At 68.7% G+C, this 19,821-nt stretch carries 22 protein-coding genes; all 22 read right to left on the bottom strand.

What is annotated here, in order from left to right; translation table 11 throughout:
* On the bottom strand, positions 1-5,214 hold a 5,214-nt coding region (locus DKG74_RS20490), incomplete at its 3' end, for a phage tail length tape measure family protein (protein WP_133251661.1).
* The gene (locus tag DKG74_RS20495) at positions 5,207-5,524 is read right to left on the bottom strand and encodes a DUF1799 domain-containing protein (protein ID WP_109908046.1); all 318 of its coding nucleotides are present in this window, start codon (positions 5,522-5,524) and stop codon (positions 5,207-5,209) included. The genes DKG74_RS20490 and DKG74_RS20495, both read right to left, overlap by 8 nt.
* A 77-nt stretch (positions 5,525-5,601) precedes the next feature.
* Positions 5,602-5,946 carry a hypothetical protein gene (locus DKG74_RS20500; RefSeq protein WP_109908047.1) on the bottom strand — a complete coding sequence of 115 codons (345 nt, stop codon included), beginning with the start codon at positions 5,944-5,946 and terminating at the stop codon, positions 5,602-5,604.
* A 24-nt stretch (positions 5,947-5,970) separates the two neighbouring features.
* A complete protein-coding gene (locus tag DKG74_RS20505; protein ID WP_133251662.1) occupies positions 5,971-6,903 on the bottom strand; it encodes a phage tail tube protein in 933 nt (310 codons plus the stop codon).
* Positions 6,904-6,917: 14 nt separating this feature from the next.
* Positions 6,918-7,178 (bottom strand): hypothetical protein, encoded by a 261-nt coding sequence (locus DKG74_RS21890; RefSeq protein WP_165837792.1) that lies wholly within the window; start codon positions 7,176-7,178, stop codon positions 6,918-6,920.
* Positions 7,179-7,184: 6 nt separating this feature from the next.
* On the bottom strand, positions 7,185-8,123 hold the full coding sequence (locus DKG74_RS20515; protein WP_109908049.1) for a phage tail terminator protein: 939 nt from the start codon (positions 8,121-8,123) through the stop codon (positions 7,185-7,187).
* Positions 8,120-8,608, bottom strand: coding sequence for an HK97 gp10 family phage protein (locus DKG74_RS20520; protein WP_133251663.1), 489 nt, complete (start codon positions 8,606-8,608; stop codon positions 8,120-8,122). Before DKG74_RS20520 ends, DKG74_RS20515 begins: the two co-directional genes overlap by 4 nt.
* The gene (locus DKG74_RS20525; protein WP_109908051.1) at positions 8,605-9,285 is read right to left on the bottom strand and encodes a hypothetical protein; all 681 of its coding nucleotides are present in this window, start codon (positions 9,283-9,285) and stop codon (positions 8,605-8,607) included. Before DKG74_RS20525 ends, DKG74_RS20520 begins: the two co-directional genes overlap by 4 nt.
* Positions 9,286-9,288: 3 nt before the next feature.
* Positions 9,289-9,492, bottom strand: a complete 204-nt coding sequence (locus DKG74_RS20530; protein WP_109908052.1) for an Acb2/Tad1 domain-containing protein — start codon at positions 9,490-9,492, stop codon at positions 9,289-9,291.
* The gene (locus tag DKG74_RS20535; RefSeq protein WP_109908053.1) at positions 9,492-11,519 is read right to left on the bottom strand and encodes a phage major capsid protein; all 2,028 of its coding nucleotides are present in this window, start codon (positions 11,517-11,519) and stop codon (positions 9,492-9,494) included. The genes DKG74_RS20530 and DKG74_RS20535 overlap by 1 nt, the downstream gene beginning before the upstream one ends.
* Positions 11,512-11,907 (bottom strand): hypothetical protein, encoded by a 396-nt coding sequence (locus tag DKG74_RS20540; RefSeq protein WP_109908054.1) that lies wholly within the window; start codon positions 11,905-11,907, stop codon positions 11,512-11,514. The genes DKG74_RS20535 and DKG74_RS20540 overlap by 8 nt, the downstream gene beginning before the upstream one ends.
* 169 nt (positions 11,908-12,076) lie before the next feature.
* Positions 12,077-12,268: a hypothetical protein gene (locus DKG74_RS20545; RefSeq protein WP_109908055.1), complete on the bottom strand. Its 192-nt coding sequence runs from the start codon at positions 12,266-12,268 to the stop codon at positions 12,077-12,079.
* A complete protein-coding gene (locus tag DKG74_RS20550; protein WP_109908056.1) occupies positions 12,265-13,791 on the bottom strand; it encodes a structural protein in 1,527 nt (508 codons plus the stop codon). The genes DKG74_RS20545 and DKG74_RS20550 overlap by 4 nt, the downstream gene beginning before the upstream one ends.
* Positions 13,788-15,230, bottom strand: a complete 1,443-nt coding sequence (locus DKG74_RS20555; protein ID WP_109908057.1) for a hypothetical protein — start codon at positions 15,228-15,230, stop codon at positions 13,788-13,790. The genes DKG74_RS20550 and DKG74_RS20555 overlap by 4 nt, the downstream gene beginning before the upstream one ends.
* Positions 15,231-16,901 carry a phage terminase large subunit gene (gene terL / locus DKG74_RS20560; RefSeq protein WP_109908058.1) on the bottom strand — a complete coding sequence of 557 codons (1,671 nt, stop codon included), beginning with the start codon at positions 16,899-16,901 and terminating at the stop codon, positions 15,231-15,233.
* The gene (locus DKG74_RS20565) at positions 16,901-17,470 is read right to left on the bottom strand and encodes a phage protein Gp27 family protein (protein WP_109908059.1); all 570 of its coding nucleotides are present in this window, start codon (positions 17,468-17,470) and stop codon (positions 16,901-16,903) included. The genes terL and DKG74_RS20565 overlap by 1 nt, the downstream gene beginning before the upstream one ends.
* A complete protein-coding gene (locus DKG74_RS20570) occupies positions 17,470-17,799 on the bottom strand; it encodes a hypothetical protein (RefSeq protein ID WP_109908060.1) in 330 nt (109 codons plus the stop codon). The genes DKG74_RS20565 and DKG74_RS20570 overlap by 1 nt, the downstream gene beginning before the upstream one ends.
* A 1-nt stretch (position 17,800) precedes the next feature.
* Positions 17,801-18,253: a hypothetical protein gene (locus DKG74_RS20575; protein ID WP_133251664.1), complete on the bottom strand. Its 453-nt coding sequence runs from the start codon at positions 18,251-18,253 to the stop codon at positions 17,801-17,803.
* 3 nt (positions 18,254-18,256) lie between these two features.
* On the bottom strand, positions 18,257-18,460 hold the full coding sequence (locus DKG74_RS20580) for a TraR/DksA family transcriptional regulator (protein WP_109908062.1): 204 nt from the start codon (positions 18,458-18,460) through the stop codon (positions 18,257-18,259).
* Positions 18,450-18,662 (bottom strand): hypothetical protein, encoded by a 213-nt coding sequence (locus DKG74_RS21560; protein ID WP_133251665.1) that lies wholly within the window; start codon positions 18,660-18,662, stop codon positions 18,450-18,452. The genes DKG74_RS20580 and DKG74_RS21560 overlap by 11 nt, the downstream gene beginning before the upstream one ends.
* Before the next feature lie 153 nt (positions 18,663-18,815).
* Positions 18,816-19,310 carry a hypothetical protein gene (locus tag DKG74_RS20590; RefSeq protein WP_109908064.1) on the bottom strand — a complete coding sequence of 165 codons (495 nt, stop codon included), beginning with the start codon at positions 19,308-19,310 and terminating at the stop codon, positions 18,816-18,818.
* A gap of 8 nt (positions 19,311-19,318) precedes the next feature.
* Positions 19,319-19,795: a cell wall hydrolase gene (locus DKG74_RS20595; protein WP_109908065.1), complete on the bottom strand. Its 477-nt coding sequence runs from the start codon at positions 19,793-19,795 to the stop codon at positions 19,319-19,321.
* Positions 19,796-19,821 lie beyond the last annotated feature (26 nt).

Genomic DNA, 19,821 nt, shown 5'->3' on the forward strand with positions numbered 1-19,821 from the left:
CCCGGATATGCGCTGCAGTTCGGCCTGCTGGCGCTTGAGCAGCTCGGCGTTGGGGCCTTCCGGGGCGGTCAGATTGTCGGCAATGTCCTGCAGCAGCTCGGCTTGGCGGTCGAGGAGATCGGCTTGCCGATCGGCCTTGTCCCCCCAATGGTCGCCGGCTGTCCCGGCCTGGGTGAGCAGTCGCTGGACCCAGTCAAAATCGCGCCCATACACCTGGGCATCGCCGTTGTAATCCCGGGACTGATCCAGGAAGGATTGGGCCAGCTCGGGCAATTTTGCGAGGGCGTCGACATCGCCGGCTTTGGCGGCGGCGGCGGTCTCGGTCAGCGCCGCCCGCCGCTCCGCCAGGATCTGGGCCGGGGAGAGGTTGGAGAGGTCGGAGCCGCGCAGATCCGCGATGGCCGCCGTCACGCTGTCGGCAGCAGCGCGCCACGCCTCGGCGCTCCGGCGGGCGACCGTCGACGCCTGTTCGGCAGCCGCGATCTGCTCGTCGATCTCGGACAGAATTCGGCCCATCGTGAGGCCGATCTGCGCCGCCATGCTCTCCGACGCGGTGACAATCTCGGCGATGCCGGCGAGCTGGGCGTCGGTCGCCTTGCGGGTCGCCGCAGCGATTTCGAGGACCGACAACCGGGCGATTTTGGCACTGTCGAGGCCGAGGGCAGCGGCATCCTTCTGGCGCTGGGCTTGCTGGTCGAGCAGGTCCTGCACCTGGTCATAGATCGCGAAGCCCGAGGCCGAGTTGATGGCCCGGTCAAGATCCGCCTCGAAAGCATCCCGAATGGCTTCGAGGCTCTTTTTATAACCGGCGGCGACCTCGGCCGAGGTGAGCCCCAGCTCCGCTGCCCGAGCCGCCAAGACCTTGAACTGCTCGTCCAGCGCGGCAAGCGCGGCCTCGGTCTCGCTCACATCCGCCGCGCTGTCCTTGAGCCCGACCATCGTCAAGGCGAAGGCCCGGATCGCCTGGTCGGCGCCGGACAGGCCGATGGTCTCGGCGTCCTCCCTGAACTTGTCGAGGGCGTCGATCTGATCCTCGATCGCCGTTCGGGCCGCCTTGCGGGCCTCGCTTTCAAGGCCGATGCCTTCGGTCAACGCGGTGACCGTGTCCCGGTAACTGCCCGCGAAATCCAGCAGTCTCAGCGCCTCGTCGACATCCTTGCTGAAGTCGACAACGTCGAGGGCTTTGCGGACCTCCTCCGGGAGCTTGTCGGCGTAGAGCTTGCCAATCTTGACCAGCGATTGGCCGATGATCGACTTGACGCCTTCCTCGTCGGACGAGGCGCGATATTCGCCGACCTGCTGCCCGTCCTGGCGCAAGAAGGCCCGCGAGCCATCGCGGCTGCCGACGGAGATGGAGGCGGAAACGCCCGACAGATCGACATAATCGCCGAACGCGGCCTGTGCCGCGTCGCGCAGCGCGTCGACCGCCCCGGTCGCCGCCGCGCGGTTTTCGGCCGAGTATTTTTCGCCCTGCAGGCCGCCGACCTCGGGCGAGGATGTCGAGCTGAAATCGGACACCGTGCCCGTGCCCGTCTTGTCGCTGGGCTTGTCGTTGAGGAGGCCGCCGAGCAGGCCGGCGATGCCGCCGACGACCGCGCCGACGGGACCGCCGACCGCTGCCCCGATCAGCGCGCCCCCGAGGGCGCCACCGCCCGCGCTCGCCAGCTTGTTGCCCGGTGCGAAACTAGCGATGAGTTGCGAGATCCCGAAGCCGGCGCCCGCCGACCCCAGCACAGCGCCAAGGCTCGTCGATCCCGCTGTTCCGAACAGGCCTGGCGAAGCAACCGAACCGGAAGACGCCGCGCCGCCGCCGGTCAGGAAACCCGACGCCGCGCCGGTGGTCGCGGCGGAGGAGCCTGCAGTACCGAAGAGGTAAGAATTGACCCCGCCCAGCATCCCGGTCGAGCCGAACAGGTCGCCACCACCGAACATCCGGCCGAGGCCCAGCAGGTCGCCGCCCGAGACAGACGATGTGCCTCCAGTGGTACCGCCCGGAACGATGCCGCTGCCGCTGGTCAGGCCAAGCTGCTGGGACACGCCGCCGCCGAACAGCGTGCTGGTGATCGAGCCGACGATGGGCTTGAAGACGAGGGCGGATGCGATTTCGGCCGCGACATCCTTCATCATGTCGATTGTGTCGTCGGCGAAATTCTCGAAGGCATCCGAGCCGCCATCGAGGGCGTTTCGGAACGAGCTCGAAAGGCTGTCCTGGATCGCCTCCCCGGCCCGTCGCCAGGCGCCGGTCACGAGATCGGACTGTGAAGTACGGGCCTTCAGCTCGGCATTGGTGCGCAGGGTCTGGTCATAGAGCCGCAGTTCCTCGCCCGCGATCGCCCGCCAGTTGGCGCCATAGCGCTCCTGCAGCTCGATTTCCTTTTGCCGTAGCGCGACCAGATATTCGCGCTGTTCTGCCGTCTCGCTGGTCAGCGACAGCTCGTATTCGGCAAGGCTCAGCGCCTGGCGCTGGCGGGCCGTGGCATCGACCGCGGCCGCTCGCTCCTGCTCGGCGTTCAGCTCGGCATAGGCGCCACGCAGGCGCTCGATGACGGTGGTCAGGACCTTCTTTTCATCGCCCTCGGCATTGGCGGCGAGGATCAGCAGCGGGCGCAGCGCCTGCTCGACCTGCATCTGCTTGCCGGCCTCGGCCGAGGTCATGGTGCCGGCGGCGACGGCGTCGGTCAGCCGGGCCTGCGCCGAAGCCTGGTCGCCGGCCTGGGCCGCCTGCTGGGCACCCGACAGGGCCGCCTTGGCGATCTCTTCGTCGAGCGCGGCCTGGGCCGACAGGCCCTGCGTGACCGCCGCCGCCCGCGCCGCCTCGGCCGCGACCCCGGCCTCCGACGAGGTCAGCCAGGCCTGCGCAGCCGACAGCGAGGACGCGGCGTTGACCGACAGCGCACGGGATTGCCGCCCAAGCGAGGCCGTGGCCTGTTCATAGGCTGCCGCCCCGGCGGCGGTGATCCGCGCCTGGGCCTCGTCGGCGGTGATGACTTCGCCCACCAGGGCCAGGCGCTCTTTTTCCTCGGCCGCGCGCCGCTTTTGCTCCGGCGTGATCGCCCGGATCGAGGCCAGCTCGGCCGCGCCCGCCTCGGCGATCGGGTCGGTCTGGGCGAGCAGGGTCTCGCGGGCATGGACGACGGCCGAGATCGAGGCGGCGATGCGGGCGTTTTCCTCGGCCGACAGGCCGGGCGCGTCGAGCCCGCGCCGTAGCTTGGCTTCCTGATCCGACAGCGCGGTGATGCGCCCCGCCCGGCTGTTGTTCGGCAGGCTGTCGGCGAGGGTCAGGGCGGCGTCGCCGGTGGCGCGGGCCGCCACCAATGCGGCCTGCTCTTCGGCGGCGGCGGCCTTGGCCTCGATCCGCGCCTCGACTTCGGCAAGCTCTCGCCGAAGTTGACCGATAGCAGCTTCCGCCGAGGCGGAACCGGGAACCGCCCCGGGGCGATTGCGATAATCCGCCTCCACCATGCGCCGCACTTCAGGGGACACATAATCAGGAATCGATGGAGCGCCGCCTTCGCGCGCGGCTATCGCGTCCCGCAGCTCCTTCGCTCGCTGCTCATCCGAGGGGCCTGTCACCGCTCGATCAATGGCACCGCCGATCGCATCCAGTGCATTCGACGCCATTCGGCCGACATAATCCCACGCACGGCCCAGCGCGGTCGTCGCCGCCTCGGCGTCCGCTAGGCGACCCTTCATCGCCTCCATCAAGGCGTTCTGCGCCTCGGTCGTGCGGCCCTGCGCCGCCAGACGCTCGACGTAGCGGGCCGTGGCTCCATCGACCAGGCCGAGCTGGCGAGTGAGGGTTTCGGCCCCCTTGGCGGGATCGGCCAGTATCTCGGCGAGCTTGGCCGATGCCGTCTCGACGTCGGTCCCGAGGGTGGCCGCGAAATCCTTCGTGATGCCGATCAGCCCGGCGAACTGCTCGACCCCGATTTTACCCGTGCGGACAAGGGCCAGCTCGATCGAGCGCGCCGCCGGGACCGAGAGGCCGGCGGCATCCGCCGTCGCCTCGGCGATCTCCTGGATATGGCCGACCGTGGCGCCACTGGCCCGCCCGATTCCGGCAAGCGCGACCTCCACCTCCTTGGTGGCGGTGATGTATCGGCTGAAAGCTACCGCCCCGAGGCCCACCCCGGCCGCCAACAGGCCGAAGCCGACCGTCGTTGGTGTCAAGACACCTGCAAGCGCCGAGAGCGTACCCTTGACCCCGCCGAAAAGCGGGGTGATCTGGCTGCCCTGTTGCAGCAGGACCATCAAGGGGTTGATCCCGCCGGCCAGCGAAACCACCACATCGTTGAGCTGATAGCTCAACTGCGTCATCTGCTGGCCCGTCAGCTTGCCCTGACCGCCCAGGGTGCCGAGGCCGGCCCCCATCGTGTGGATGCGCGCCGTCGCCGCCTGATAGGCCGCCGTCGTGCGCGCCACCGCGGAGGCTGCCTCCGCCTCGGACAGGGCGCCGATCTTGGTCGCGCGGGCGATCTCGTCCAGGGCGGCCTTATGGGCGGCCTCGGCGGCCGCCAGCGGCACATAGCGGGCGCGCAAGGCCTCGATCTCGGCGGCCTGCAGGCCAACGGCGGCAGTCAGACCGCGAAAGGACGCGCCCAACTGATCGTGCTGGGTCGCCACCAGGCCGGCGGTGACGGCCAGTTGCTGCCAGGACTGGCTGACCGATGAGGCGGCGGCGGCCGTCGATGCCAGACCGGCGCCCAGGCCGGTGACGGCTGCGGCCGCGCCGGCCATGCCGGCATCGATCTGGGCGGCGGCGGCGGTGACGGAGGTGCCGAGGGCGCGGGCGTCGGCGCCGGCATCCGTCAATGCAGAGCCGGTCGCCGCAGCTTTGGCGGCGGCGTTGTCAAGGGCGCCCGTTACCGATGCGGCCCCCGCAGCCAGGTCCCGCCCGGCGGCGGCGGTCGCAGCCATGTCTGCCGCCAGCTCGGCGGCGGCCGCATCGGCCTTGGCCAGGCCGCCATCGACCTGGGCACCGACCGTTGCCGCCGCCGCGCCCAGCTCGGTGACCGCGCCCTTTGCCTCGGCCATGCCCGCCGCGAGCTCGGCGGCGGCCGCATCGGCCTTGGCCAGGCCGGCGTCGACCTGGGCGCCCGCCGCCGTCGCCGCCGCGCCGAGATCGGTGACCGCTCCCTTGACCCCGACCAGCTCGGCCTTGAGCTCGGAGCCGTCGCCAGTCAGCCGGATGCGAAGGTTGAGATCGTCAGCCACGGCGCGACCGCTCCTCGGCCGCGCGCCGCTCGTCGCGCGCGCGGAAGGCCTGCAAGGCCCCGCTCTCGCACGCCTGCAGGTCAGCCATGGTCTCGCCGTCCAGAGTCACACCCTTGGTCCTCAACACCAGTTCGGCCGCCGCGTAGTCGAGCCCGACGATCGTCCCGGTCATGCCGGCGTATCGCCATTGGGTCGCGACGGACATGAACAGCTCCCAGGGGCGCGCGTTGACTGGCCACAGCTCGATCACCGTCTGACGGCTGGCCCGGGCGCGGAGCTGATCCGCGCCCGGGCCGGACAGCCCCCACATCTCGATTTCGGCGAGCAGGGCATCCTGCTGACCCGGGCTGATGTCGCCGCCCCCTGCCCAGGTCCGGGCGGCGTCGGTCAGTTTTTTCGCCGGGTCGTGCCGTTGGACAGGCTGGGGAAATAGGCCTGCGCCAGGCCGATCGCGATGTACGGCACATTCAGGAGGGCGTCGCGGCGCGCGTCCGTGTACCCCAGCTCCTGCTTGGTCTCGGCCTCGGTGATGCCGTCCCAGCCGCAGAGGGCGGCGCGCAGCACCTCCTTGTCCGGATCGACCGCGCCGTCGCGCAGCGCCTTCTGCTCTTCGTGGTCGATGACATAGAAGTGAGCGGTGAACTTCTCGGTGGTGAACCCGCCACTGTCGTTCGGACGCATCACCTTGACGGGCGCCTTGAAGCGCGGCTTTTCGCTGAAAGAGATTTCCATTGCAGGGCTCCGATATCGTGCGAGTTACTGGATGGTGATGGTGAAATCGTCGGCCACGGTGCCGACACAGAGGTTCAGGCCGGCCTGGATCATCAGGAGCTTCTGGTCTTCCTGATAAGCCGGATCGACGAGCTGGACCTTCGGCCCAGAGACGATCACCTTCTTGCCGGCGGCAGAGCCATGGGTGATAGTCAGGATATCGCGCGTCTCCGCCTTGATCGCCGCCAGCCAATCCTTTGTCGTGATATCGGGCGCCTCGAAGAGGATCGAGCCCTTGGCCTGCCGGTCGCCGTAAATGATACCTTCGTAACCGGTAATGTTGCGATACTGGTTCTCGACGCCGAAGTCGATGTCGAAGGACTTCACGCCGAGCGTGGACCCGTGCAGCGTGATCAGGGTGTTGGCGAACGATACCTCCTCCGGATCCTTGAAGGCCGCCATGGGTCCGCTACCGTTACCCTGCGCGTAATCGCTGACCCCGACCCAGAGGCCGATAAAGGTGAACTGGAATTTCGGGATGGCCAGGGCCGCGCCCGTCAGCTTCACGGTCCCCCGGGCGCCCACGATCTTGTGGCGCAGTCGCCCGATATAGAAGTAGATCGAGGCCGAGGCCTCGCCGCTGTCGACGGGCTTGTAGTCGACCCGCGTGGTCGCGACGACGGTCTCGGCCATGGCGCAGGCAATCAGCGCAGGCCCGTAGGCAGGCGCCGTGCCGGCCGCGCCGGACCCCGCGGCCTCGACGTCGAAGCTCAGTTCGACGTATTCGCCCACCACCAGCTCGCCTTCGTTGCCGAGCCGCCCGCCGTCGAGATTGCGCGCCACCTTCTGGTGGACGAGGGGCTTGATCTGGCCATTGGCCGTCAAGAAGGCATTGGTGCCGGCCGCCGGCACAGAGTCAGTGCCGTAGGTGACTTCCGGCTTCAGGAGGATGAACTTCTGCTCCCACTTGTAGGCCATCGCTCAGCCCTCCTTCAGCGCTTTTTTTTGGCGCCGGCGGTCTCGCCGGCATCCGTTTCGGCCGCCGCTTCGGCCGGGGGGGTCGGCGCCTCGACCGGCGCCGGGGCCGGCGACGCGGGCGGCGCCGCGCGGAACTTGTCGGTCGTGTACATGGACGAGCCGTCCGCATTGCGCGGCCCGCCGGCCCCGGGTTCGGTCGGCGCCTGGTGCTGGACGAGGCTGCCGTCGATCAGCTCGTATCGGCCGCCCTCGGTGGGCTTGGGGGTGTTGGTCATGGGGCCTCAGCTTTGCTGGTAGTAGAGGGCGGTGGTGTAGGTATCGCGCCAGGCCAGCCGGCCCGGGCGGGCCGGACACGTCTCGCCGGCCCTGAAGGTGATGGGACTGTCGGTCACGCCGGCGGCCTCGCCCCACCCGAGCAGGGACTGGCGCGGCAGGGCGCGCAGGGTCTCCAGGCCGTTGAGGGCGGCCGCATCGTCGGCGAAGCGATCGGCGGCGGTCAGCCAGACCGCGAAATCGACCTCGACACGCTGCCGCACCCGCATCGTCGTGCCGGCAGGGGCCGCGACGTCGCGGATGGGCGTCACCACGAGGGCAAGCGGCGCAGCGATCGCGTCCCGCGCCGGGTCGAACTGGAGCCGGCCCTCGACAGCCCCGAAGGGCGGCATGACTGTCGCGCGGAGCCAGGTGACAACGGCATCGAGCAGGGTCGCGACCGGCCCGGCCTCGCCGTCCAGGCCGGTGCCGGCCGAAGGCTCCAGATGCTCGGTCACCCAGTCGAGTTGCAGCTCGTGGCAGAGCACACCTGCGAACATCACCGGCCTCGACAGGGCGAGCACCGGGCCGTCGATGCCCTCGACGGGATCGCCGATCGCGAGGCCACCCAGTCCCGGATCGGCACGAAACGTCGCGGCAACGGCATCGGCCAAGGTATCGGCGGTATGCGCGGAAGCCTCAAGGTCGACCATCGAAAGGAAACCAGTGAGGCGCCAGGCGGTGATCACCAGCGTTCCCCCCGGCTGCGCCTGGCCGCGCGACGCGGTGCGGCGGACATTCCATCCCCGGACCTCGCGCTGCCCGCCGCCGGCCGGTGTCCAGCCGTACAGATCGGCGAAACCCTTGTTGTCCTTCGCGAAACGCTCATAGGCGTGGACCTGACCGATATCGACGAGGGCGGTCAGGCGGGCGACGATCGCCGCGCGGATGTCGTCGAGCGCGCTCATGCCGCGATCCTCGCCAGGGCGGTGTCGATCCGGCCGGCCAGGATTTCGCGGACCTGCGGCTCGCCGGCCCGGAAGCCGTCGCGGAACATATGATGGGCCTTGGTGCCCTCGTGGAAGATTTTCCAGGCGATGGCCTGGGCCACGCCCTCGATCTCATCAGGCGCGACGCCAAGACGGCGTTTGACCCAGTCCATGAGGGGCGCGAGGGGCGGCATATGGGGCTTCGAGCCCTCTTCGACGGGCGCGGCGTAGGCAAGCGCCGTGCCGACGCCGCCTTCCCAGGCGGCGCCGGTGAAGACCACCGGGAGGGCGCCGATGCTCTCGCGCAAGGTACCGGCACCGCTGGTCGGCGTTTTTTCGACCACCAGACGCTCGAGGAGGAGCGAGGCTTCGTAGACGCCGGCCTCGATCTCCTCGCGGACGATCTCGGGCGCGCGCTCGAAGGCGGCGGCGATCGCCTCGGCATTGTGATGGATCGCGGTCACGAGCGCTTCCTCCGCCACAGCAGCCGGCCCTCGCCCTTGCTGGAGGCGAGCGGCGGGTTGACCGTCACCGAGGCCGGCGCAAGGCGCTTGGGGTCGATGCCGAGGAGGTCGTGATACCGCTGCCGTGCAGTCTTCGCGCGGGCGGCGTAGTTGGGTGCCGCGTCGGCATGATCGACACTGTCGCCCTTGATCGTGCTCTCACGATCACCCGAGGTCAGGGTGGCGAGCTGATCGAGCAGCAGGCCGGCAGCGTACTGGGCAACGGCTTCGCGATCCTGTTCGGGGATGCTGTCCTCGATGGCGGAGACGACATGCGGCCGCGACCACGCAAGGCGATGAGCGGCGCCCGTGACGGCCTCGGCCGGCAAGGCGATGATCTCCCCGGCCGGCACCGTCGCGACCGTCCAGAGGTGCCGGGGCAGGAGGGATGCCGGCACCTCGCCGATCGGATATTCGATCGAGAGGGCGCGGCTCTGGCCCTGCAGCCAGTCGGCCGGCAACGGCAGGGTCTTGGGCGTGCCGGCGAGCGATACCAGATCCTCGACCATCACCCGGGGACGATCCTTCCCGTACTGGACGACGGCGAGGCCGATCGCACGATCCCGCGCGGCATCGCCCAGGCGCGAGACGGCATCCCGCACCAGGTCACCGACGATGTCCTGCAGATCGGCCAGCATGGATCAGGCCTGTTCGGCGCGGGAGGCCCAGAACACGGCCTCTTCGAGGCGGCGCTGGGCAAGCGTCGCCTCGGCCTTGCCGGGCAGAGCGCCGAGGACATCCCACATGGCCTCGGCCGCCGCGACGATGGCCAGCAGCGGCCGCGCCTCGGCTTCTGCCTCGGTGATGCCGGCGGCGGACGCGGCGAAGGGGTTGGCGGCGGCCATTACGCCACCACCGCCTTGTAGAAGCCCCGGAAGTCCACCACGGCGCCGCCGTAGATGTGGCGGATCTTGTAGGTAAGCTTGTCGGCCGTGAAGAGCGAGCCCACGGTCGGATTGTCCTGGACGAAGAGTTCGGGTTCTTCCTGACCGTCGAGGAAGCCGATCTCGATCGTCTCGATGTCGGCGGGGTCGGCGACGGCCGACCAGTCGTTGGCGTCGGTCCAGTACCAGACCGGAATGATGTCCGGGGTCAGGGTCTGGACAAAAGTCTTGTCGTTGTTGGTGTTCCGCCGGAAGAGGTTGACCGCGCCCTCTTCGCCGTCGGCCGAGACCAGCAGGAAGCGGGGACCGATGCCGATACGATCGTTCGACCCCGCCTCGGTCTGCTTGAGCATGGCGAGGCGCGCGGCCGCGAAGCTGGCGGCATCGAGCGCGGCCGAGCCCAGATTGCCATGCGTGGCGTGGAACAGCGCCACGGTGTCGTAGATCGTCGGATTGGTCCGGATGAAGTCGAAGACGAACTTGCCGAGCGTCCGCTTCGCCGCGCGCGACATACGGCCCGGGATCTTCATGAGGGCGGCGACGTCGTCGTTCTTGATCATCTCCAGCGTGATCGTTTCCAGCCCGCCGCGCTTGGTCGGCGCGTAGGTCGCTTCCTCGTCACCCGGCGACGTCAGTGCGGTGTAGTCGGCGCCTTCGGCGACGGCGGGCAGGTCCCCGTAGCCCCCCAGCCGCCCGATGTGATTGGTCCGGAAGTCCCCAAGCCGCCGCACGTTGACGATCGACCGCCAGGCGTCATAGACGCTCGGGCTGCGGTAATCGGCCACGAGCCGGCGGTGGATGGCGTCGCCCAGGACCTCGCCGAAGCTGGCGGAATTCAGCGCTTCGCGGAGCAAGCCCTGATCGCAGTCACGGACACGCCCGGTCACCCGCGTGTCGCCGGTGATCTGGACATAGATGTCCTTGATCGACTGCGCCTGGCCGTGATCCCGGTGCGTCGGATCCCAGAATGCCTCCAGCATCGCCTGGACCTTTTCGGCCCGGGTCTCGCCGGTCTGGATGCGGGAGATCCCGCCGAGCCCGCCGACACGGCCGGCGTCGACGAAGGGCGCCAGATAATCCTGCTCGGCCTTGATCGCGGCGGCGGTCGCGGCGGCACCCCAGTCGCCCTGCGCTTCGAGGGTGGCGATCACCCGCTCCTTCGCGGTCGCGGGGAGGCTGGACGCGGCGACGGTCGCCCGCGCCGTGGTCTTGGCCTCGACCTGGACCAGGGCTTCCGCCAGCTGCGCCTGGGTGAGGCCGGCCGGGGCCTGGGGATCGACGGGCGCGCCGAGGGCTTCGGTGAGCAGCACCTCCAGCTCGTCGTCGGTCAGCGCATTGGCGTCACGGCCGGCGAGCAGCGCCGGGCGCTTGGCCTTGATGGTGGCAATCAGCTTGGCGCGCATGGGCAGCTCCTGTTCGGGGGCGGCTTCGATGACGTCGAGCACGCGCCCACCGGCGCCGGGCTCGACGATGACGTCGACGGAATTGATTTTGATGAAGCGGGCGACGTGACGGACGCCCTGGGCTTCGCGGACAGCGGCGCGGGCATCGATGGAGAGGCCGAAGACGTCGGTCATGCCGCGCTTCGCGGCGGCGAAGAGCTTGAGCACCATCGGGTCCTGATCGTCGAGGGCCTCGAACACGGCCTCGATCGAGCCCTTGTCCTTGCCGGCGCCGGCGACGAATTTGGGCTGGGTCAGGCGGCCGATGACGCCGCGCGGATCCTTGCCGGCACCGGCCAGATGCACGGCGTCGGGCTTCACGATGACGCGGATGCCCTCGAACATGGCGGCGCTCTCGCGCAGCACCTCGTCGGGATAGTAATTGCGATTGCCCGACAGGCCGGCGGAAAGAACACGGACCCGGAGGCGCCCGGGGGCGCCCTCCGCCTCGATCACGTCGAGGACACCGCGATGGAGCTCCGACCCGGTTTCGGGGTCGGCTTCGAGCAGGGTGACGATGGTGAGCGGGGGCGCGGACTTATTCATCGCCGCCCCCGAAGGCGATCTGGATCTTCTGGCCGGCCGTGGTCACGACCGACAGGCCCTTGGGCCAGGCGCGGAAGTCGAAGACCTCGTCGGGCTTCACGCCGACAAGGCGGGCGACCTCGACGAGGGCGCGGTCACCGCCGGCTTCCTCGCGCTCCGCCCAGGACATCTTCGACCAGATGACCTCGTCCGGCAGGATCGGGGGCCGGGCGATCTCGACCAGCGCCGCTTCGGCGGCGGCCGCGCTGGTGGCGGAGTCGGACGCGAGGGCGGCATCGCTGCCGCCCTCGCTGACGCCGTCGACCTGGTCGGTGGGCGGCGGCGTGATGGCGCCCGCTTCAAGGGGGGCGCCCTCGGTATCCTTGGGGGTGGGTTTGAGCTTTGCCATGGCGCCCAGTGTCGGGCGGCGGCACGGATCCGGTCAGATGGACCTTGCGCCCCTAGGCCGGGGACGAAACCGGGGCCGGGAAGGCCTCTTCGAGCCTCTCGAAAAGGGGGAAACCGCTCTCAGGCTCCCGATGGTGCGGCGACGGCCTTTCGTCGCTGTACGGCCCGCTCTAGGCCCCGGCCTGCTTTTTGTCGATGACCGAGGTCGGCGCCGACAGATCGGCAATCCATCCGTCGGCCAGCGCGAGCAGGTCCAGCTTGTTTTCGATCGTATCCGGCAGGCGAGCGACATCGTCCCGCCACTCGCGCCAGGCGGCGAGCGAGAACAGATCTTCCGGTTCGTCTTTGGCCAGCCACGTCACGGCGCCCGCTCCATAAGCTGCTTGGCGACACGGGTGGCGAAATCATCGACCCATGTTGCGTCAGCGATTAAACCCGCCCAGGCGCTGCCCGGTTCCGCACGGGTCGACGCCAACCCCGACTTTTCCAGAATGACCAGCCGCAACCAGGCGTGCAAGGCGGTTGCGTCGCCGGGGGCCAGATCCCGGTCATTCACTCGTCGTTGAAGCTCGCGGCGCGTCACTTCGTCGACGAGGAGTACGAAACTCTTGAATTTTCGCTCACCCCAGCGCGGCCCACGGCGTATTTCGGTAAAACCGCCGTCGTGCCCGTAAGCCGCAATCGCGGCCGCGCCGGGGAAGCTGTCCAGCACCAGGACGTCGGGCTGAGACAGGGCGGACGATGACGGGTGATTGTGATGGAACGCCAAAGACCTTTGCGGATCCCGCATAAGGGCCATTAAGCCGTCACCGAACGATACCGAGCTGCGCCGTCCGTCCGTCCTCCGCTCGACGACCTCCCCGGTGCGCTCATCGACGGCGACCAGGTGCTCGTGACCGGTGCGCCGCCCCTGATCGACGACATAAGCCCGCGCGGCTTGAGTGGTTGCCGCGAGCGCATCCGGCGGCGTGGCGGCTTGCTGACGCTCGGTGTCGGCCCGGATCTGGTCGGACTGTCTCACGGCGCGCGATGCCGCCCGTTCGGCGTCGGTATACGGCTTCTGTCCGGGCTGATCGAGGCGCCAATGGGCCATGAACGGCAGCAGCCCACAGCCGCAGTTGATCCGCTCGCCGATGGGTGCCGCCGGGTCGCGCGGGAACATGATCGGCTTGCCGCCGACCATGAAGGGCTGGTCGACTTCGGTCACCTGACCGTCCGCCAGCTCATGGGTCAGCCGCGGATGGAGCTTGCCTGACCGCCGCCATTGCTTCCGCAGGCCCTTGACCCCGGCCTTGATCGCCTGGGCCATGCGCTGATGCCCCGCAGCCGAATAGGCTGTGCCGAGCTCAAGGCGGACGATAGTGCGGGCGCGGTCCTCGGCGCCGCCGAGATGAGCGGCGACCTTCGAGGCCGCCTCGAAAGGGGTTTGGGTGCCGATGGCGGCCTGGGCAATCTCGGTGTTGATCTTGGAGACCGCCGCCGAGGATATGTCGCGGATGCGGTCTGTCTGAAACGTCTTGAGCTGGTCGAGCAGCCTGGGGTCGAGCGCGACGAGTCGGGGTTCGATGTCGATGCCGGCGGCGGCGAGCGGCTTGGTCACGAGTTCGGCTCCGGCCTGCCAGGAGCGGTCGAGGCCCTGGGCCACCGCGACGCCGGCGCGGGCCTCGACCTCGCCCAGTGCCCGGCGAACCTCGGCCTGGAGCTGGGTCAGGCGCCACGTCTGAAACTCTCTAGGCGACGATGCCAGGGCTACACTTATGCGGGTCCGGGCCTCCTCCAGCTGAGCTTTGATGAGGGCGAAGGTCTCGGCCTGGATCTGGGCCGCACGCTTGATCTGTTCTCTTCGCTCGGCCCTGAAGCGACGCTCGCGCTCCTCGTCCGTCATGCTGCCGCCCCGGGATCACCCGGCGGCGGAGCCTCCGCCGGGTCGGCGGCCGGATCCACGAACGCGTCGCGCTCACGGCGCTTTTCGGATGCCGCGCGGGCATCCGCCAGCATCGCCTCGGCGTCGATCTCGATGCCCATCTTGCCGGCGACGAGGGCGATCAGCCCGACCGCGATCTCGTCGGTCATCAACCCCGCGCTGATCGCGGCCGCGCAGGCGGACACGACCTGGCCCAGGGCCTGGGCATAGCGGCTGACATCGATCGCCTGCATCGTCGGGAAATCGGCCTTGGGCTTCATGTCTGGCCGATCCAGCTCGCGGGGCGAGCGGCCCTGGGCGATCAGGCGCCGACGCAGGACATAGCGCGCCTCGGCCTCAAGGATCGCCTTCCAGAAGAGCTGGCGGCGACGGAAGACCTTGTATGTTGGCTCGTCCATCTCGGCGGCCGTGGCCCGGTTGACGTCGCCGCCGCCCCCGAACCAATGCTCGGGGATGGAGGCCCCGCCCAGGATCTCGTTGCGCACCGAGCGCAGCGTTCCGGCGGCATCGGCACTCTCCAGCTTGGGCGAGAGCACATTCCACTCGACGCTTTCGTTGTGGACGCGGATCGACATCGGAGCCGGTGGCTCCATCTTCCGCGAGAGCTCGTCGATATCGTCCGGCGTCGCCCCCGTTACCTTGACGTCCCACACCATCGAGCGCAGGGCGACGGCCCGCTCGACCTCGCCGAAAATGAGCTGGGACAGGGCATCGGCGAGGTCGATCGCCGACAGCAGGTCGGAGCGGCCGCGACAGCCGGTGAGCAAATCGTTGATGCGCCAGAAATGGCACTCGCCCGCCGTCATGCCGTCGCGCAGCACCAGGGCGGGCACGCGCAGCAGCTCGGCATCGTCGCCGTCGAGGATCACCTTGTAGGTCCGTTTGACGCCGGCCTCGGTGGCGATGGTCACGCCGATCGGCAAGGACGAATTCTCGGGATCGGTGACGACCTCGGCGATCGCGGATGGGTCGATGGCTCCGTGACGGACATGGCCGTCGATCGGGTTCACGAAGGTGACGATCACCTGCTCTCCGAACAGCGCGAGCTCCCGGACACGTTTTTCGATGTTGAGGTCGAGACGGGTGATGGGATCGCCCCACCAGGCATCCAGCCATGCCTGGGCCTCGTCATCGTCGACCTTGATCGAGACACCGTCGCCCAAGATAAACGCGAGGGGGAGCTCGATTAGGCGGTTGGCGACGCGGTGCTGCTCCCAGGCGTAATGGGCCAGCTCCATCATGCGTTTCTGGGTCACCGGGGAGAGATCGCGCTTGGACTGACTGACCGGGCGCCAACCCGCCTCGTCATCCCGCGCCTCGACCACGCGCTGCGCCGGTGCCGGCACCTCCGGCGCGGCATCGCGCACGAGGCCAATCCTGGCCAGTATCTTGCGGATCATTCAGCGTCTCCCGAACATGGTGAGGCGGCGGGTCAGCAGGCGGCCGCCCGGCAGCGGCGCCACGGCCGCGCGGGGTGCGACCGACCCGATCGCCGGAATGGGGGCGCCCAGAGCGATCGACCAGAGCATTTCGAGGGCATCGAGCCCGTCGTCGTGGTCGACCATGGGGTAGTGGCGCAGCTGGTCGAGCAGCACGCGCTGCGCCTGGTTAAATCGGATCAGCCCGTTGCCGACGTGCGGCTGGAGCCGCTCGATGCGGAGGGCCTTGTCCGCGAAGGGGATCACCGGCACCGCCGGCACCGGCACACCCCTGGCGGCGGACCGCTTGATCAGTTCCGTGCGGAAAAACTCCTGGAACTGCACGCTCTCGACCGCCCAGCGCAGGCAGTGGTATTGCTCCTCGAAGCCGATCACATCTTCGATGATCCGGTCGGGGAGCCGGCGCCGGATGCTGGCCTCGATCACGTCGAGCACGCCGGTTTCGCGGTTCAGCCCGCCGACCAGGATCGCGGACGGATCGCGGCTGCGGTTGGCCTTGCCCAGAGAGGGATCGACCGAGCCGAAGAAGACCCAGGCAGCAATGCGCGAGACCCAGAAGATGGGCGAGCCGAAGAGCGCATCCTCCGAAGAGATCGGGTCGTTCTGCTGCTCGCTGTCGAAAGCCGCCTGACCGATCTTGACCTTCAGTTTCATCAAGGCGATGAGCGGCCGGACCTCGGGCCAGGACACGATAGCGCCCTCGTTCATCGCCGCCACGCGGGCCGCGTAGAAGGCCTCCGCCTCCGCCGGGCCGTCGTTGCGCAGCACCGCCTCCCACTCTTCCCAGAGGTCAAGGCGGTCGGGTTGGCGCACGATCGAGGCGAACTTGATCGCCCGCCACAGGGGGTTGCGGACCTTGCGCATCAGGACGCCGTCATAGTGCAGCGTCGTCCCGATATAGATCACGTCGAGGGATCCATCGGCCGCGCCCACGTTCAGCACGGCCTTGTCGACCCAGGATTCCAACTTGTCCCGCTGCTCCGGGCTCTTCACATTCTCGTCGTTTTCGATGTCATCGAGCACCGCGAGGTCAGGCCGATGCGGACCATGCCGCAGGCCGCGCAACCGCTTGCCCGAGCCGAAGCCCTGCACCTTGATGCCGGCCTTGGTGACGATCACGCCTTCCTTCCAGACGCGGCCCGCCCCGACCATCTCGGGGAAGTCCAGCGCCAGGCGCGGGTTGGCCTCCAGCTCGGCCTTGATCGCCTCGACCATCACGGCCGCCTGGTCGAAGGCGTCCATGAGGACAAGGATGTAATGCTTGGCCCGCCTGGCGATGCACCACAGCGGGAAGAGTTGTGTGCAGAAGGTGGACTTGGCCTCGCCGCGCGGCGCGGCGATCACGTCGTTCTGGCCGGCCGGATCGGCCAGGATCTCGGGCAGGCGCTTGAACAGATGGCGGTGCAGCCGCGAGGCGGAGGGCGATTTGACGTAGTGAGGGAAATAGGTGCGGCAGAAATACTCGAAGCCATCCGCGCCCAGCGCCCTGGCCCGGCGCTCGGCGATCGCCGCCGGGCTCTCCTCCAGGCCCGTGACCTCGGTCTCGATCGCCTTACGCAGCGCTCCTGCCTGGTCGCCCAGCCACGCCCTGAACTCGGCCTTGGTCAGGCCCCGAAAGCGCCCCTTGGCCATCAGCCAAATTCCCTGGCGAGTTCCAGACCGACAGGCTCCAGTACCTCAAGCAAGGCTTCCGCCAGCTCCGGCCGGCCGGTCTCGTTGACCTTGTCCGCTAGCCGCTTGAGCACAATCTGGATGACGTCGATCGGCGCCGTGACCGCGCGCACCAGCTGTTCGCGGTCGGCGCGCAGCTTGTCGCTGGTCGCGAGGTCGCGGCCCAGCTTCGCCGCCTTCGCCAGCTCGTCGAGGGGGACCTCGTCCTTCGACCGCATGGTCTTTACGACCCGAAAGGCCAGTACGTTGAGTTGTTCGCCGACGATCGAGCCGATATCGCCGTCCGGATCTTCCGCGACCGACTGTTTCCAGGCGCGCGACAGGTCCCGCGCTTGGCGGATCTCCTTCAGTTCCTCGTCCCACTCCTGCGTCTTGCGATGCAGGGCCGATCGGCTCACCGGATCCGGCGGCGAGAGCGCATTGATGCGCTCGACCATCTCCGCCAGGGTAAACTGATGGCTAGCCCACATGCGCTCCGCAGCCTCGAGGATCTCGGGCGGCAGTCGGTCTATGCTGGAGCGCCGGGGCATCAGCGCGCCCTGGGCCGGGGCAGGATGATCTCGGCATCGATGTTGCGCCGGGTCACCGCGTCGGCGCCCTTATCGGTGATTATGCCGACGAGCTCGCCGACCCGCACCGTGGCGACGATATAGCCATGCTCGCCCAGCCAGCCGAGCTGGGCCTCGATCTCGGCCATGGTGTAGGGCACGGCTTCGCCCGCTGTCATGGCGTGAAGCTCGACGGCACTGGACCTCTCGCCCGGCGTGATCGCGAGGATCGACAGCAAGACGCCGCGCAGGCGGCGATTGCGGACCAAGGTATAATTGTCCAGCCGCTCGGCGGCGATCGGGTCGCTCATGTCATGTGCCCTTCTGCTTTTCGATCAGGCTGTCCTGACGCAGGTAGTCGTCGAGCGTCTGCAGGCGCTCGTCGGTCTGGCCGAGGCGATCCGAAAGCCCCTCGACTCGAACCCCGAGTTTCCCCACGGCGGCATTGACCTCGGCCATACCGAGGGCGATGCGATTGATGTCGTCCTTGTTCGGCAGCTGATCGAGGCGAAGGCCAATGCGCTCGAAACGGTCTTCGCCGCGGTCGAGGCGGCGGTCGATTTCGTTCAAGCGGCCCTGTATGTGCCGATAATCCTGATCACGCTGCTTGCCTTCGGCGGCGATCGACGTCGTGGCCTTGTCTTCCGCCGCCTGCAGATCCTTCTGGCTGGCGAGACCCTTGCGGATCGCCCAGGTGATGCTGCCGAGGGCGAGCGGCGTGCCCAGGATGATCGCCGGCCACCAGCTCTGTAACCATTCGGGCATCACTCACCATCTCCTCTCTGCTGCCTGCTGGCAGTCGAAACATCTCATCGCCCCGGGCGCGGCACGCTGCCGCTCGATCGGGATGCCCCCGCCGCAGTCGATGCACCATTGATGGGCGGGGCCGATCACCCGCCGCCGATGGGCCATCAGCGCCGTATCGTTCAGCGTGGCGGCCAGCTCCTGGGCGCGGTCGGCATCATCCGCCACGCAGGATCTCCACCTTGTCGCAGTGAGCCTTCAGGCGGCCCAGCCAGGCGCAGGTCGCCGGCAGGGCGCCGCAGCCCCCGGCGGCGGCCAGCTCGTCGGCGACGGCATCGCCGGCCACCGGGCAGGCCGGCGGCTCAACGGCCACCACTGCCCCGGCGCAGCCAGTCGTCCAGAGCAGCAGGATCAGGGGCAGGCCGCGCATCCACCGCGTCCATCGCCCGGTGCAGGTCCTCGGCACCGGCCCGAGCATCCGCCCGCTCGGCCACGCGACCGGCGCGGTTGGCGTACCACACGAGCCCGGCGATGCCGGCGAGCGCGAGGATGATGGCGGCGGGGACAAGGGCGGCGGTCCAGGTCACGGCAGATCCGCCGCCGGCAGCACCACGCCACCGCCGATGCGGGCGAGCACATAGTTCTTGAGCGCGTCATCCGACAGGCCGAACCGTTTGAGGGCGCCCGGAACCCGATCGATCAGGTATTGGGCGACCTCGGCGACCATGGCAGATTTCGTGTCGAACGAGAGCTTCCCGGTCAACGCGGCGTCGGACCTCGCGCGCACAAGCGCGATGCCGGCGTAACAGGTATCTTCCAGATATCGCCTCACCTCGCTGTCCTGCTTCAGCTTGAGCCAGACGGTGAGGTGCCGGATGGCCCAGCCGGCAAGCCCCGCGACCACCCCGAAGAGGGCCTCGATGACCGGCGTGATCACAGGGGCGAAATCGACGGTCGTGCCGTCGGCCGCCAACGCGGGGACGGGCCACGCGATGCAGGCGGCGGTGGCGAGCATCAGCACGATGATGGCGAGCGCAATCAGGTCGATGGCGCGCTGGTAGGCGGTCAGCTTGGGCATGTCGGACCTCAGGGGATGTCGTTGAAGAATTTGTGGCCGCCGATGACGGCGGCGGGCGAGCGTCCACGGCTCCACGCCGGCTGGACCGCCAGCGTGTGGTAATGCAGCGCGCCGAGGGTCGGATCGCACTCGAAGCCAAATGCGCAGGCCAGCGCCACGAAATGGGCGCGACGAAGTGCGAGCTGATCGAGGTTGGCGGCGGTCACGGCCTCATAGGTCGGGTCGCCGGTATTCCAGCACGAGAACTGGAGGGGCACTTTGCAGACCGACGCCACGCGGCCATTCCCGAACAACTTGTGCGCCTTGCCCGTCTTGCGCATGTATCGCGCGGCGGCTGCGGCTCTGTTCAGGATGACGTGGGCGACCGCGACCTGGCCGAGGTATTGCTCGCCCCGCGCCTCACCGAAAATGGTGCGCGCCATGACATCGAGGTCATTCGCGTTCAGGTCGGCGGCGGGCGCCGGAAATTCGATCTGTCCAATCATGCCCGCCACTATCGCGCGGGCGGGCG

The organism is Zavarzinia aquatilis (genome assembly GCF_003173035.1).
Taxonomy (GTDB): domain Bacteria; phylum Pseudomonadota; class Alphaproteobacteria; order Zavarziniales; family Zavarziniaceae; genus Zavarzinia; species Zavarzinia aquatilis.